Genomic DNA, 16,223 nt, shown 5'->3' on the forward strand with positions numbered 1-16,223 from the left:
GGGGCATGGCTCGCCCTTTAGGACCGGCGCCAGCGATCCCGCAAGGATGCCCGGCCAGCGGCCGGGCTCTGCAGCGTGGCCAGCTGTGCCTGCAACTCGGCGATGCGCACCCAGGCGTCGTGTTCGGCCTGCGCGAGACGTGCAGCGGCTCGCTTCTCGGCGCCCACGGCTTCGGCCTCGGCTTGCTGCGCGGCCGCCACCAGAGCCTGGGCCCACTGCTCCGCCGCCTCAGCCCGTTGCTGGGCCTGCGCCACGCTGGCCGCTTCGCGCTGCCCAGCCTCGTAGACGGCCCGGTCGCGGGCGGCGAGCTGTGACTCGGCCTGCCGTAGCGCAGTCTCAAGGGCCACGATGCGCTCCTCTGCCTCCTCGCGGTACCGGCGCCGCTGCTGGTGTGCCTCGTTCGCGCGCGCCTGCCACCAGGAGATGCTCTGGGCGGCAGCCGTGGAGGTCTCCTCTGTGGCCTGCTCCGCGCGCCGCGTCGCCCCGAGGATCGCCTCGCGGTGCTCCTCCCGGAGTCGGGCGATGCGCTCCTCGGCCTGGCGGCGCAGATGCTGCTCCTGCCGCGCCAATGCCTTGTCCACGCGTCGCAGCAGAGCCTGCTCCAGAGCATCGAGCTGACGCTCGGCATCCACCCGGGCAGCCTCGACCCGTTCCTCGGCCGTACCCCGCTCCTCGGTGAGCCGACGCTCATGCTCCTGCTTCAGCCGGGCGATGACGGCCTCATGTTCGGCCCGCACCTCGGCGAGGGTCAGGTCGGTGCCCCGCCGCGAATGCGGTGAGGGCGGCTGCGGGGCGGCCTCCGTGGCAGCGTGCACTGACGGCGCTTCTATATCCACGGCAGACTCGTCAGCCAGCGGTACCGCATCCGCCTCAAGGAGTGCGGGTCGGGCTTCGATGTGCAGCGCAAGCGAAGCCACCGACACAGACTCGCCTTCCGTGCGGGGATCGACGGACGTGGTCGCGCCGTCGGGCCGCAATGCGCCCTCGTGCAGTGCCGCCTGCGCATGCATGAACTCACGCAGCGCGTCGCGTACCGCCAGACGCGACTCACCGCTCACCAGGGGCCGTGCGGCCAGATACGCCCTGGGGGGCACCCCGACCAAGGCATCAAAAGGCCGCTCGAAAAACTCCTCGGGTCTGCACCCAGCGTCCTTGAGTGCATCGAAGACTCGCTGCAGCACTTCAAGAGCGGAGACCACGGGACGGTCGAGCATGCCTCGCTCCCGCGCGGCTCGAACCACGGCGTCAGCAGCAGAGGGTCCCAGGAGCACCGTCAGTTGGGGATGCCCCACGGCCAACAGCGCGTACTCGGCGAGCCAGGCCATTCCCGCACCGAACGGCCGTGGCGACATCTCGAGCGCCTTGTCCCAGTCGGCGGTGTCGTGCCGGGAGTCGGCGGCGCCGGTCACCCCGGCGACAGTCCCCTCCTCGCCATCCAGCGCCGACTCACCCTCCGGCTCCGGCTCCGGCTCCGGCTCCGGCTCCGGCTCCGGCTCCGGCTCCGGCTCCGGCTCCGGCTCCGGCTCCGGCTCCGGCTCCGGCTCCGGCTCCGGGGCAGCCTCTGGCGCGGCGGGTCTGCCGACATCCCGCTTTGCGGGTGTGTCGTGCGCTGGCTCAGGCGGCAGGGCAGCGTCTGCTTCCGCGGACAGGTCGGGAATCCGCCGGGCGGACGTGTCGTCGGGCAGGTCAACGTCTGGCTCGGCTACGTCGGCAGCCGACTCGCCAGGCACGCTGGCCGGCTCGCCGCCGTGCGGGAACTCAGGTTGCACCGTGGGCAACGCAAGCGGGGCCGCCGCCGTCCCCTCGTCGGTCACCACATGCTGCTTCTCCGCCGGGGCGGCAGCAGCCTCCGGCTGGCGTTCCGACGCAGCCGCATGCGCCTTTTCACGCGGCACGGCGCCAGGGGCCCGCACTCGATGCTGCGGGCGCGCCATGGTCCGTTCAGGTTGCGCCGCCTCGGGCTCCGTGTCCTCTTCGGAGGCGTCCGTTCCCAGGAGGCCTGCCGCGCCCAAGCGGTGTTTCAGCGTGGGCAGCGCCTTGACGTACAGCTGCCGGATTCGCTCCCGGGTCACGCCGAACTCCTGCCCGAGCTCTTCCAGCGTCGCGGGTTCGTCTCCGTCCAGTCCTAGCCGTCGTATGAGAATGCGGGCCTCGCGCTCGGCAAACGTGTCCACAACGTCCATGACCTGTTCGGTCAGGTCTGCGTTGAGCACCTCGTGCTCCACCGAAGGCAGGGGGCGCTTCTCCCCCACGAAGTCGCCGAGGGTCGCGCCGTCGCTGATGACCCGGTCCAGGGAGTCGGTGCGGCGGCTCAGTCGTCTGGCGGCCTCCACCTTTTCCACCGTCATGTCACAGAAGATCGCGATGTCGACGACTCCCGCCGGCTTGCCCTGGCCATACAGGGTGCGCTCGGCGAGCGCGACCTTGCGGATCTGCTCGTGCATGTGGACGGGGATGCGGATGAGGGATCCTTCGTCCGCGATGCCCCGGCTGATCGATTGCCGGATCCACCAGGTCGCGTAGGTGGAGAACTTGAAGCCCTTGGTCGAGTCGAACTTCCGCGCCGCCGTCATCAGACCCAGCACTCCGTGCTGAAACAGGTCCTCGTAGTCCAGCCCCTGATCGAGGTAGCGCGGCACCATCTTGTGCACGAGTCGCTGATTGTGCAGGACCAGGCAGTCCCGCGCGCGGACCCTGGTGTCGTCCGGCGGCAGACCGCTCAGCGTGTCCTTGTCGGGCTCCTCTGCCATGGTGTCAGCGCCGCCCCTGAGGAGCACGCTGAGGCCGACCTCCTCCTCGGCCGCCAGCAGGTACTTCTCGGGCCGACGGCGGAAACGGTCCTCTTCCAGTACGGACCGGGCGGTGGCGACGGCAGCGGCGACGTCACTTTCCGTCCGAACCAGCGCTTGTGACGGCTCGGACAACGCCTCGCCCTCCGGACCGTCCGCCCACTCCTCCTCGACGTGCTCCCCGGCCTGCGCAGCGCCCTCGTCCGTCAGCCGGTCCTCGTCTTCGACTGCGCCTGCGCCCTCCTGAGCCGTCTCCGCCGCCTCCTCGGCCCGCACGTGGGCCGCCGTCCGCAGGGCTGCGGCCTCGCGCGCGTCGAGACCGGCGAGCCGGATCACGCCTTCACATGCCCGGGATGTCACGTATCCGTCGGTGTCCGCATAGCGGCCGAGCAGGGTCAGCACCCGGTCGAGTCGGGGAAACACATTTCCTTCACGGTTCGATGCAACCTTTTCCACATCCGGAGTGTCGATGTTTGCATGCACCACCGATTTCTGGACAGGCACGCGCAGCCTGGCCAGCTCCCCCCTCAGCCGCTCGCGTTCACTGTCGCCGAGCCCGAGCTTGCGCACCTGTGCCTCAAACACGTCCTGTGGCACGACGCCGCCTACCGCGGCCCGGCGGAGCTGAATCAGTAGCTCCGTCAGCGCAGCCCTCGTCACGCGCGCACCCTGCCCCCCGGCTGCATCAAGCCCCATCACGTCGCCCCCCGGCCCAACTAGACGGCCAGAGCGTAGAGGTCGTGCGTTAACAGTGTCAACGGGTCGTTGAACTATGAATGTTGACGCTTTTCGTGTACGGTGTTCGGGACCGCGCTTTCCGCTCTGACAAGCGGAGTTGCGGCATGCGCAGGGGGCCAGTCCCGCAGCGGGACAGTGACAAAAAGGGGCAGGGGGCGGCCGTGGGCCACGAGCTGATCGATGGCAGATTCCGCATCGGACAGGTCATCGGCAAGGGCAACATGGGGGAGGTACACCGGGCCGAGGATCTCCAGGCCCCGGAGGGCGGCGCCGAACGCACGGTCGCGGTGAAGACGATCCTGCGCCGCCGCACGGGCGCGCTGATCGACACCGGCGCGGACACCAAGGCGGTGGAGCGCTTCGCCCGCGAGGTCCGCATCATGCGTCGCCTCGACCACCCGAACCTGACACGGCTCATCGCGGGCGGCGTCACCCAGGACGGTGGACTCCCCTACCTGGCGATGGAGTTTCTCGACGGCGAGACGTTGCGTGACCTCATCGCGGAGGAACGCCAGCTGCCCATCTCCTGGGTGGCCGCTATCGGCGCCCAGATCGCCAACGGCCTCGCCACGGCGCACGCCGCCGACGTGGTGCACCGCGACCTGAAACCGGCGAACGTCATGCTGACCCGGGGCGGGACCGTCAAGGTCCTCGACTTCGGCATGGGCCGCATCGTCGACGATCCGGACGAGGCCCGACTCACCAGCACGGGCGTCAGCGTCGGCACCGCCCGCTACATGGCTCCCGAACAGTTCAAGGCCAGGCAGGTGACCCAGGCCGCCGATCTGTACGCACTGGGTTGTGTGCTGTACGAGATGCTCGTCGCCGTACCGCCCTTCACCAGTGAGTCGCCCTTCGAACTCGCCGCCAAGCACCTCGACGAAATACCCACACCCCTCGCCGTCATCCGCAGCGAGATACCCGCCGAGCTGATCCGGCTGGTCGAGCGGCTGCTGGCGAAAGACCCCGCGGACCGTCCCGCGGACGCTGCCGAAGTCCGCGACGCGCTCCTCCCGCTGGCCCTGCGGGACGCGGATGCGTCCCCACTCCCCCACTGGAGCGCCCTCGACCCGACGCAGCCGCTGCGCGCGTTGGGAGCACGCACCGCCCCGCCCTCGACCATGCCCGCCGCGCGGCCGGCCCCCGTCACCGCCTCGGGTATGGCCATGGACGTGTTCGGGGTGCATCGGGCGCTGATCAAGGACTACCGCTCCTTCACCGAGGGCGGCACGGTCATCCGCGACGACCGGGTCGCCGCGTTCGTGGAGAAGGACCTCGACGACAAGTCCCAGTGGCCGGACCCGTGGCTGTCGCTCAACCCGTTCTTCCAGAGCGGCGGCACGGTCGTGGAACTGGTCGGGCACAAGGTCCTGCACCCGGAGTGCGCCCGCATCTTCCAGGCGGGCAAGACCGAGGGCGGCACCGTTGCAGACGGCCGGCCGCTCACTTTGCACCGGCACCAGCGCGAGGCGATTGAGGCCGCTGACCACGGCGCCTCGTACGTGCTGACGACCGGCACCGGTTCCGGCAAGTCGCTCTCCTACATCGTCCCGATCGTCAACCGGGTGCTGCACGAGCGGGACGCCGAAGGACCCAAGGCTCAAAAGCGGGTACGCGCCATCATCGTGTACCCGATGAACGCGCTCGCCAACAGCCAGCTCAAGGAACTGGAGAAGTACCTGCGCGACGGCTACGGCCCGGGCCGCGAGCCGGTCACCTTCGCCCGCTACACGGGCCAGGAAGACGACGAGAAACGCAAACAGATCCGCGACAACCCGCCGGACATCCTGCTCACCAACTACGTGATGCTGGAGTTGATGCTGACCCGGCCCGCCGACCGGGCCAGTCTCATCAAGATGGCCAAGGGCCTTCAGTTCCTGGTCTTCGACGAGTTGCACACCTACCGCGGTCGGCAGGGCGCCGATGTGGCCCTGCTGATCCGCCGGGTCCGCGAGGCCTGCCAGGCAGCCGACGTGCAGTGCATCGGCACCTCGGCGACCATGTCGACCGAGGGCAGCGTCGAGGACCAAAAGAAGGTCGTCGCCGGTGTGGCGAGCACGCTGTTCGGTACGGCGGTCAGCCCCGAGCACGTGATTGGCGAGACGCTGGTCCGCGCGACCAAGGAAGCGCCCGACACCGTCCCCGCCGAGCGCCTGACTTCACCCGCCGCGCCGCGCGCCTACGACGATCTCGTGCGCGACCCGCTGGCCCGCTGGATCGAGACACATTTCGGCCTGGCCACGGACGAGGCCACCGGACGACTCGTGCGCCGGCAGCCCACGAAGATCGAGGTCGCGGCGCGTGAGCTTGCCGAGCTGGCGGGGGTTTCCAAGGACGACTGTGTGAAGGCCATTGAGGCGACCCTGGAGGCCGGCTCGCAGGCCCGGCACCCGGTCACCGACCGCCCGCTGTTCGCGTTCCGGCTGCACCAGTTCCTCTCCAAGGGCGACACCGTGTACGTCACCCTGGAAGACAAGCCCGTCCGCCACCTCACACGCTCCTACCAGCTGGAGCAGCCGCGCAGTGGCGGCAAGCTGCTGATGCCGCTGGCGTTTTGCCGGGAGTGCGGCCAGGAGTACCTGACGGTGTGGCGCACCGAGAAGGACGGCGACGTCCGGTACGAGGCGCGCCGGGACACCTCCGCCACGGGCGGGCGCCAGGGCGACGGCTACCTGTACATCGATCGCGACGGAAGCTGGCCGTCCAGCATTCAGTACGCCGTCGACGACCGCCGACTGCCGGAGTCCTGGCTGGAGTTGGACGACAAGGGCCAGGAAGTCGTCAAGAAGGCCTACCGTGACCGGGTGCCGCGCGCCGTCACGGTGGACCCGTTCGGTTACGAAGGCCGTGGCGAGCTGCCAGCCGCGTTCATCCCGTCCCCGTTCCTGTTCTGCCTGCACTGCGGGGTGGCATACGAGCAGACGCGCGGCCGGGACTTCGCGAAGCTGGCGACGCTGGACCAGGAGGGCCGGTCCTCGGCGACCTCTCTCATCTCGGCGTCGGTGGTGCGGTCTTTGAAGTCGGTGCCCGAGGAGGCGCTGGACAAGGAGGCGCGCAAGCTCCTCACGTTCGTCGACAACCGGCAGGACGCCTCTCTCCAGGCCGGGCACTTCAACGACTTCGTGCAGATCACCCAGCTGCGCGGAGCCTTGTACCGGGCCGCCCTGGACGCGGGCGAGGACGGCGTCACCCACGAGGAGCTGGCCACCGCGGTGACGAACGCGCTCGCGATCGAGCCCGCCGACTACACCGGTGAGAGCGACCAGCCGCCGACCCTCGCCAAGGTCGCGGCCAAAACACTGCGCGACGTGATCGCCTTCCGGCTCTACCTCGACCTGGAGCGCGGCTGGCGCATCACCATGCCGAATCTGGAGCAGACGGGCCTGCTGGAGATCGACTACGCGGACCTGCAGTGGGTCGCGAACAAGCAGGACCGCTGGCAGCACACCCACGCCGCGCTGCAAGACGCAGACCCGGCGCTGCGAGCCGAGATCATGAAGGCACTGCTCAACGAGATGCGCCGCTCACTCGCGATCGACGTGTCCTACTTCCGCGACGACTTCGACTCGTTGCAGCGGGCGAGCGAGGAGCGGCTGGTGGACCCGTGGGTGCTGTCGGCCTCCGACCGGCCGCGCGTCGGCACCGCCTATCCGCACCCGTCCGGCCGCGGCATCGACCGATCGGCGCTGTTCCTGTCGGCACGCGGCAAGTTCGGCAAATACCTGCGACGTGCAGACCGTTCCTTCAGGGAACTGGACCACGACGATGTCCAGCTGGTCATCGCGGAGCTGCTGAAGGTCCTGAACGAGGCCGGCCTGGTGAAGGAGGTCGCGGATGCCCCGCAGCGCGTCGGCCGCTACCGCCGCGCCTCCTCCCCAACCACGACCGGCTACCGGGTGGCCGCCCAGTCGCTCATCTGGCGTGCGGGCAAGGGCGAGACAGGCACACACGATCCCTTGACGCGCACCTACCAGAGCGGCGACGGTCCACGGGTGAACACGTTCTTCCGCGACCTGTACAAGGACGCGGCCGGCGCGCTGTCCGGCCTGTTCGCGCGCGAACACACCGCCCAGGTGGCTCCGGAGGAGCGGGAACGGCGCGAGGAGGCCTTCCGCAAGGCGGAGTTGAAGCTGCTGTACTGCTCCCCGACGATGGAGCTGGGCGTCGACATCTCCTCCCTCAACGCGGTGATGATGCGCAACGTGCCACCCACCCCCGCGAACTACGCCCAGCGCTCGGGCCGCGCGGGCCGCAGCGGGCAGCCCGCGCTGGTGACAACGTACTGCGCGACGGGCAACAGCCACGACCAGTACTACTTCCGCCGCTCGGAGCGCATGGTGGCGGGTGCGGTGGCGCCGCCGCGCCTGGACCTCGCCAACGAGGACCTGGTCCTCTCCCACCTGCAGGGCATATGGATCGCGGAGGCCGGCTTGAAGCTCGGCCGCGCGATACCCGAGGTCCTCGACGTGTCGTACCCGGACACCGGCGACCGCCCGAACCCCGCGCTGGAGCTTCAACCCGACATCCTCGCGGCGTCTCTGGACGAGAGTGCCCAGCGCCGGACGGTGGACGCGGCACTGCGCGTCCTCGGCCCGCTGCTGCCCGACTTCGCCGAGACCACGTGGTGGCACGACGACTGGATCCAGAACCGGGTGCAGACGGTGCCGGAGCGGTTCAACTTGGCCTTCGAGCGCTGGCGGGACCTGTACCGTGCCGCGCTCGACGACCAATACATCCAGAACAAGCGGCGCCTGGACTACACCCTCACCGAAGGCGACCGTAACCGGGCCAACACCCGCCGCCGCGAGGCCGAGACACAGCTTAGCCTCCTGATGAACGAGAGCGTCGACAGCAAGTCGGTCCTCTCCGACTTCAACCCGTACCGCTATCTCGCCTCCGAAGGTTTCCTGCCCGGCTACAGCTTCCCCCGCCTGCCGCTGGCCGCCTACATCCCGACGGTCGGCCGCCGCCGCGGCGAGGGCGACTACCTTCAGCGGCCCCGCTTCCTCGCCATCCGCGAGTTCGGACCCGGCGCGCTCATCTACCACGAGGGCGCCCGCTACCAGGTGACCCGTATCCAGCTGCCGCCGGACTCCTCCGGCGACCTGGCGACCAGCGAGGCGCGCCGCTGCGCGCACTGCGGCTACCACCACGACCCGGCCGAGCGCCAGGACCGCTGCCAGATGTGCGGGGAGCCGCTGGGCGCGGCAACCTACGGCCTGCTGCACCTGCACACCGTGTACACCACGCGGCGGGAGCGGATCTCCTCCGACGAGGAGGAGCGGCGCCGCGCCGGCTTCGGGCTGGAGACGTCGTACCGCTTCCAGGACCACGGCACCCGCAGGGGCCGCCTCGACGCGTCGGTCTCCGACGCCGCGGGCGCGCCGCTCGCCGAGATCGCGTACGGCGATTCGGCGACCGTACGGATCACCAACATCGGCAGGGTGCGCGCCAAGAGCGACGAGCCGCCGGGCTACTGGCTCGACCTGGCCGACGGCCGCTGGATGAACGACAAGGACGCAGCTGAGGCGTCCGGCGACTCCAGCGAGCTGCCGGTGGTCGACGAGGACGGCAAGGAGCGGCGCCGCAAGAAGCGGGTCATCCCGTACGTGGAGGACCGCCGCAACATCCTCGTCGTCACCCTCGACGAGCCGCTGCACGAGCCGGTCGCGCTGTCGCTGATGTACGCGCTGGAGCGGGGCATCGAGGCCGCGTTCGAGCTGGAGGACGCCGAGCTGACCGGCGAACTATTGCCGCCAGACGACGGCCCGCGCAACCGCATCCTGTTCACGGAGGCGGCCGAGGGCGGCGCGGGCGTGCTGCGCCGCCTGCAGGCGGAACAGGACGCCCTGGCGAAGGCGGCCCAGTACGCCCTGTCCATCTGCCACTTCGACGAGCACGGCACCGACCTGGGCGGCCCGCACCCCGACCGGCCGTGCGCGCTCGGCTGCTACGAGTGCCTGCTGACGTACGGCAACCAGCTCAACCACACCCTGATCAACCGCCATGCGGCGCGGGACCTGCTGGTGCGCCTCGCCTCGGCGACGGCGCGACGCGACCCACGCGGCGAGTCGCGTTCGGAGCAGTACCGGCGGCTGCTCGAGAAGGACCCTGCCGAGCCCACGGCCGTCGAGGCGTCGGTCGCCGAGGCGTCGGCCGCCGAACTGGCCGCGCAGGGCGACTTCCTAGGCTGGGCGAAGGCCCGCGGTCTGCGCCTGCCGGACGAGAAGGACGTCTTCCTGCTCGAGGCGAACGCCGGCCCGGACTTCGTGTACCGCCTGCCGGGGGTGAAGGTCGCCGTCTTCGTCGACACCCCTGACAAGGAGCAGAACACGCTGCGGGACGAGGACGCCGAGGACCGCCTGTTCGACGCGAGCTGGGAGGTCGTCCGCTTCCCGCAGGGCGACTGGGACGCCATCGCAGCCGCCAACGCCCGCTACTTCGGCACGCCCTCCACCAACTGATCTCCGTACGCAAGGACTTGGCTACGTACATGGCACTCACGTACTCCGTCGGCTCTCTGGTGACGGCCCGCGGCCGCGAATGGGTGGTCCTCCCCGAGAGCGAGCCCGATCTGCTGGTGCTGCGCCCGCTGGGCGGCTCGGACGACGACATCGCCGCCGTGTTCCCGACGTTCGAAGAGGTGAAGGGCGCCGAGTTCGCGCCTCCGGAACCGGGCGACCTCGGCGACCAGTGCGCGGCGGGCCTGCTGCGCACGGCGCTGCGGGTCGGCTTCCGCTCCGGCGCGGGCCCGTTCCGCTCCCTGGCCGGCATCGCGGTGGAACCCCGCGCGTACCAGCTGGTGCCGCTCCTGATGGCCCTGCGGCAAAAGACGGTCCGCATGCTGATCTCCGACGACGTCGGCATCGGCAAGACGATCGAGGCGGGCCTGATAGCGAGCGAACTCCTCGCGCAGGGCGAGGCGACGGGCCTCGCGGTGCTGTGCTCCCCCGCGCTCGCCGAGCAGTGGCAGCAGGAGCTGCGGACCAAGTTCGCCATCGACGCGGAACTCGTCCTCGCCTCAACGGTCTCCCGCCTCGAACGCGGCCTAGACCTCGGCCAGTCCCTCTTCGACAAGTACCCGAACGTCGTCGTCTCCACGGACTTCATCAAGTCCACGCGCCACCGCGACGACTTCGTACGCCACTGCCCCGACCTGGTGATCGTGGACGAAGCCCACACCTGTGTGGCCGCCGACGACACGTCGGCGAGCGCACAGAACCAGCTCCGCTACGAGCTGTTGCGCCGGGTCGCGGAGGATGTCACTCGTCACCTGATCCTGGTGACGGCGACTCCGCATAGCGGCAAGGAGTCGGCGTTCCGCAATCTGCTGGGCCTCGTCAAACCCGAACTGGCCTCCGTGGACCTGGAGACGGAGACGGGCAGGAGGCTCCTGGCCCAGCACTTCGTGGCGCGCAAGCGGGCGGACGTACGCCAGTACCTCACCAAGGAGGACGGCCTGGGCGACGACTCGCTCGCCGAGCGCACAGCGTTCCCCTCCGACCGCTACTTCAAGGACGAGACGTACAAGCTGTCCCCGGCCTACCGCGCCCTACTCGACGACGCGATCGCCTACGCGAGCGAACGCGTGGAGGCGGCCGACAACCGGGGCCGACGGGAGGCGCGGATCGCCTGGTGGTCGGCGATCGCCCTGCTGCGCTCGCTCGTGTCCTCGCCCCGGGCCGCCGCCCAGACGCTGCGCACACGCTCCGCGGCCGCGGTGGCGGCATCGGCGGAGGAGGCCGACCGGCTCGGCGCCCCGCTGACCAGCGACGCGGCGGACAGCGACGCACTGGAAGGCATGGACGTGGCACCGGGCGCGGAGACCGAAGAGGAGAACGCCGGCTCCCGCCTGGCCGAACTCGCCGACCGAGCCAAGCGGTTGGAGGGCCCGGATCAGGACCTCAAGCTCAAGGCACTCATCAAGCATCTCAAAGCACTGCTGGCCGACGGCCACAACCCGATCGTGTTCTGCCGCTACATCCCGACCGCCGAGTACCTGGCGGAGGAGTTGGGCAACACGGACGCGGACAGCAACAAGAAGCGCGGCCCGCTCGGCGCGAAAGCCGTGGTCAAGGCGGTGACGGGCACGCTGTCCCCGCAGCAGCGCCTGGAGCGCATCGAGCAGCTGGCGGCGGAGGCGGGCGAGGACGCCGCCGCCCGCCGGGTCCTGATCGCCACCGACTGCCTGTCCGAGGGCGTGAACCTCCAGCATTACTTCGACGCCGTCGTCCACTACGACCTGGCCTGGAACCCGACCCGCCACGACCAGCGCGAGGGCCGCGTCGACCGCTACGGCCAGAAGCGGGACCAGGTCCGCGTCATCACCCTGTACGGCGACGACAACGGCATCGACGGCAAGGTCCTCGAAGTCCTCATCAAGAAGCACCGGCAGATCAAGAAGGACCTTGGCATCTCCGTCTCCGTCCCGGACGAGATGTCCACGGGCGTGACGGACGCGATCGTCGAGTGGCTGCTGCTGCGCGGCCGCCAGGGCGAACAGGAAGCGCTCTTCGAGTCCGACGCCTTCCAGCAGAGCTTCGCTGACCTGGAGAAGGACTGGAACTCGGCCGCCGAGCGCGAAAAGGCCTCCCGGTCGCGGTTCGCGCAGCGCTCCATCCACCCCGAGGACGTGGCCCGCGAGGTCGCCTCGATCCGCGAGGCCCTGGGCGACGCGGGCGAGATCCACACCTTCGTACGGGAGTCGCTAGCCGCCCTGAACGCGGTGATCCGCGACAGCGGCGAGGACTTCACTGCCGAGGTCGGCGGCACGTCGGCGGGACTCCGGGACGCCCTGGCCCCGGTGGTGGGTGCGGACACAATCGAGAAGGACCGTCCGATCCCGTTCCGCACCGATCCGGCGATTGGACGCGGCGAAACGGCTCTGGTCCGCACCGACCCCGTGGTCGGCGCGCTTGCGGCCCATGTCCTGAACGCTGCTTTGGACACGCAGGCCGACGGTGCACGCCCGGCACGCCGCTGCGGGGTCATCACGACGGATGCGGTGGCGACGCGCACGACGCTGCTGCTCGTCCGTTACCGCTTCCACCTCACGCTTCCGTCCCGCAGCGGCGAGAAGCAGCTGGTGGCGGAGGACGCGCGCCTGCTGGCCTTCCAGGGCTCCCCGAAGAACGCGGTGTGGCTGCCGCAGGAGCAGGCCGTCGCGCTGCTGGAGGCGGCGGCATCGGAGAACACGGACGCGCACTTCGGCGAGCGCACGATGACCCGCATACTCGGCCAGCTCGATGAGGTCTCCGCTCACTTGGAGGCGTACGGCGAGGAGTTGGCCACCGAGCTGGACGCCTCGCACCGCCGGGTGCGCGCCGCATCCGGCGAGATCGTCCGCGGCCTGTCCGTCACCGCACAGAAGCCCGCCGACGTCCTCGGCGCGTACGTCTACCTGCCCGCCACCCCCGCTGATACCGCTGCTGGTTTCCCCGCTTCCGCTGGAGTGTCCGCCTGATGTCCGCCACCACCCGCAACCAGGTGTTCTCCGCCGTCCACACGGTCGGCGCGCTGCTCCCGGCCGACATGCTGGTCCGGATCTCCGAGGGCAAGGACGTGCCCGGCTCGAAGCCCGCCGACTACGGTCTGCCGTCGTCCCGTTCGGTCCGTGACGAGGCCGAGCGCAGCTGGGAGTACCTCAAGCCGCTCTGGCGCGACCTGCGCAAGCGTCTGCCGGAGGACCCGGACACAGGTCTTCCGGCGACCGACCCGACGGGCCTCGCGGGCACTGACTGGCTGGCGCCGGTCTGGCGGGAGCTGGGCTTCGGCCGGCTGACGACGCTCGGAACGACGGGCGTCACGGCTGACTCGGACGCGGAGAAGACGTTCCAGGTCTCGCACCGCTGGCAGCACGTGCTCATCCACCAGACGGCGTGGACCGCCAACCTGGACAAGCGCCCCGGCGGCGCGGGCACGGTGCCGCCGCAGTCGATGCTCCAGGAGTGCCTGAACCGGACGGAAGCCCACCTGTGGGGCGTCCTGACGAACGGGCGGCAGGTGCGGTTGCTGCGGGACTCCAGTGCGCTGGCCACGGCGTCGTACGTTGAGTTCGACCTTGAGGCGATTTTCGACGGCGAGCTGTTCAGTGAGTTCGTGCTGCTGTACCGGCTGCTGCACGTGTCGCGGTTCGAGGTCGCGGAGGACGCGGCGCCGTCGGCGTGCTGGCTGGAGAAGTGGCGGACGGAGGCGATCGCGTCGGGGACGCGGGCGCTGGACCAGCTCCGCAAGGGCGTGCAGACGGCGATCACGACGCTGGGCACGGGTTTCCTGAAGCACCCGGACAACCGGGAGCTTCGCGAGGAGCTGGACGTCAAGACGTTCCACTACGCGCTGCTGCGCCTGGTGTACCGGTTGCTGTTCCTGTTCGTGGCGGAGGACCGCGAGGTCTTGCTGTCCCCGTTGGCGGACGCGATGGCCAAGGAACGGTACGCGGCGTACTTCTCGTCGGCTCGGCTTCGTCGGCACGCCCAGCGGCGCCGGGGTACGGCCCATGGGGACCTGTACCGGGCCCTGCGCTTTATACTGTCGGGCCTCGGCAACGACGACGGCCTCCCGGAGCTGGGGCTACCGGGTCTCGGCGGCATCTTCGACGACACGGAGGCGGACAAGGTCCTACACGGCCTGTCGCTGTCCAACGAGCCGTTGCTGGAGGCGGTGCGGGCGCTGTCGATCGTGCGCGACACCGACTCCCGACGCAACCGGGTGGTCGACTACCGCCACCTGGACGCCGAGGAGCTGGGCTCGATCTACGAGTCTTTGCTGGAGCTGGTCCCGAAGCACAACCCGACTGAGCGCACTTTCGAGTTGGTGGAGCTGGCGGGTAATGCGCGGAAGACCACGGGTTCTTACTACACGCCGTCCTCGCTGATCGAGTGCCTGCTTGACTCGGCGCTGGATCCCGTGATCGACGACGCGGTGAAGCGTGGCGAGATCCGCGCGACGCGCTCGGGCCAGCCGGACGCTGGCCCGGCAATTGTCGAGGAGCTGCTGAACCTGACGGTGTGCGACCCGGCGTGCGGGTCCGGGCACTTCCTGGTGGCTGCTGCTCGTCGTATCGCCAAGCGAGTAGCGGCGGTACGGGAGCAGAACCCCGAGCCGACGATCGATGCGGTGCGGCACGCGCTGCACGAGGTCGTCGCGCGATGCATCTACGGCGTGGACCTCAACCCGATGGCGGTCGAGCTGGCCAAAGTCTCGCTTTGGCTTGAGGCCCTGGAACCGGACAAGCCGCTCGGCTTCCTGGATGCCCACATCAAGCACGGCAACGCACTCATCGGAGCGAATCCGGCTCTGTTGTCCAAGGGCATCCCGGACCACGGCCCCGGCGTTGTTCCGTTACGCCCGACTTCGTAGTAGTTGATCAGATGCCGTAGACGGCGAAGGCGTCGTTGTGGTTGAGGAGATCGCGGCGGGCGTGGGCGATGTTGGCTCGTCCGGCGAGGCGGAACGTGCTGATGCCCAGGTTGCGGAAGCTGGCCAGGACTCGGGGGGCGGTGCCGGTCCGGACCTGGGAGTTGTCCTCGTGGAAAGTGACGTCCCGCACCCAGTGGATCTTGTTTTCGATGGACCAGTGGGCCCTCTCGTAGTGGTTGAGGTGAGCGGGGCCGGCGAGGTGGGCGGGCATACTGGTGACGCCGAAGACGATCTCCTTCCCGGTCCAGGTGCCGTCGAGGCCGCCGGTGTCACGGCGCAGGCGGAAGACCTGTCCCGCGCCGGGGAAGAGGGCGTCGTCGGCTTGGGCGGTGCGGATCGTGCGGCGCTCGGTGCGCCCGTGCCCACGGTCGTCCTCGGCCTCGGTGGTCTCGGTCCACTCGGCGTCGGTGCCGGCCAGCAGCGCCTGGGCGGCGGCGCGGGCCAGCGGCTGGTTCCCCTTCAGGATCAGGACGTAGTGGGCGTCGAGCCGGTCCGTGATCAGGCGGGCGGTCTTCTTTGTGGTGTGCAGGGCATCCAGGGTGAACACCCATCCAGGCAAGGCGAGTTGGGCCAGCAGGGTGCGGGCCGCCTCGCCCTCGCCGCGCTTGTCCGGAACCTGGGTCTGGCCGAGGACCGCGCCGCTGGCGTGGGCGACCGCCCCGACCAGGAAGACCCGCCCCGATTCGGTGCGGGCGCCGGTCAGGGCCTTGCCGTCGAAAGCCGCGGCGGGCAGGAGCCCGGCCGGCGCCGGGTGTTCCACGGCCCGCTGGGCGGCGCGGCGCTGTTCGCGCTCGATGGGCCCCGGGGTGCACGGGATCTCGGGCGCCGTTGCGGTTCCGGCCGCGACTTCGGTGACGTAAGCACAGGTCGCCGCGTCCAGGGCGTCGGCGTCCAGGTCGGCGAGCACGCGGCGGAAGGTGCGTTCGCTGGGTACGAGGTACTGGCCGGCCAGCGGGTCGTACCGGGCGCCGATGCGTGCCAGTTTGATCTGCGGGGCGCGGGTGGCCCACTGCCAGATCGCGGTCATGGAGTCGCCGCCGACCACCAGCGTCGCGCACGCAGCCAGCACCAGGATCACCACCAGAGGATGCCGCCGCCCTCGCTCCGCGCGCCGGTCAGGGACCTGGCGCAGCCTGCTGACCAGCGCAGAATCCGCTGCCGCAGGGTCGGCGGCGAGCTCGGCCTCCCACAGCGCGAGGTCGGTGAGCTGGCCAAGGGCAGGGCTGATCAGAGAGGATGCGGACACGAGCGCGGCTCCTGAGACGATCTTCTGGCGTA

4 protein-coding genes and 1 pseudogene are annotated in these 16,223 nt (G+C 70.0%); 3 read left to right on the forward strand and 2 right to left on the reverse strand.

Features of this window, described 5'->3' with window-relative positions:
- Window positions 1-17: 17 nt before the first annotated feature.
- A complete protein-coding gene (locus ACQEXA_RS59730; protein WP_433135102.1) occupies window positions 18-3,449 on the reverse strand; it encodes a sigma-70 family RNA polymerase sigma factor in 3,432 nt (1,143 codons plus the stop codon).
- A 239-nt stretch (window positions 3,450-3,688) separates the two neighbouring features.
- Here ACQEXA_RS59730 and ACQEXA_RS59735 point away from each other — a divergent pair, with 239 nt between their 5' ends.
- The 3 genes and pseudogenes from ACQEXA_RS59735 to ACQEXA_RS59745 form a co-directional block, all read left to right on the forward strand.
- Window positions 3,689-9,991: a protein kinase domain-containing protein gene (locus ACQEXA_RS59735; protein WP_433135104.1), complete on the forward strand. Its 6,303-nt coding sequence runs from the start codon at window positions 3,689-3,691 to the stop codon at window positions 9,989-9,991.
- 29 nt (window positions 9,992-10,020) lie between these two features.
- The gene (locus tag ACQEXA_RS59740; RefSeq protein WP_433135106.1) at window positions 10,021-12,990 is read left to right on the forward strand and encodes a helicase-related protein; all 2,970 of its coding nucleotides are present in this window, start codon (window positions 10,021-10,023) and stop codon (window positions 12,988-12,990) included.
- A pseudogene (locus ACQEXA_RS59745) lies at window positions 12,990-14,846 on the forward strand (DNA methyltransferase); the annotation flags it as partial. The gene ACQEXA_RS59740 and the pseudogene ACQEXA_RS59745, both read left to right, overlap by 1 nt.
- Before the next feature lie 46 nt (window positions 14,847-14,892).
- Here ACQEXA_RS59745 and ACQEXA_RS59750 read toward each other — a convergent pair.
- Complete coding sequence (locus ACQEXA_RS59750) at window positions 14,893-16,191, reverse strand: ISAs1 family transposase (RefSeq protein ID WP_433133666.1); 1,299 nt, start codon at window positions 16,189-16,191, stop codon at window positions 14,893-14,895.
- Window positions 16,192-16,223 lie beyond the last annotated feature (32 nt).

Origin of the sequence: Streptomyces sp. CA-106110, from assembly GCF_050936285.1 — a bacterium.
Lineage (GTDB): Bacteria > Actinomycetota > Actinomycetes > Streptomycetales > Streptomycetaceae > Streptomyces.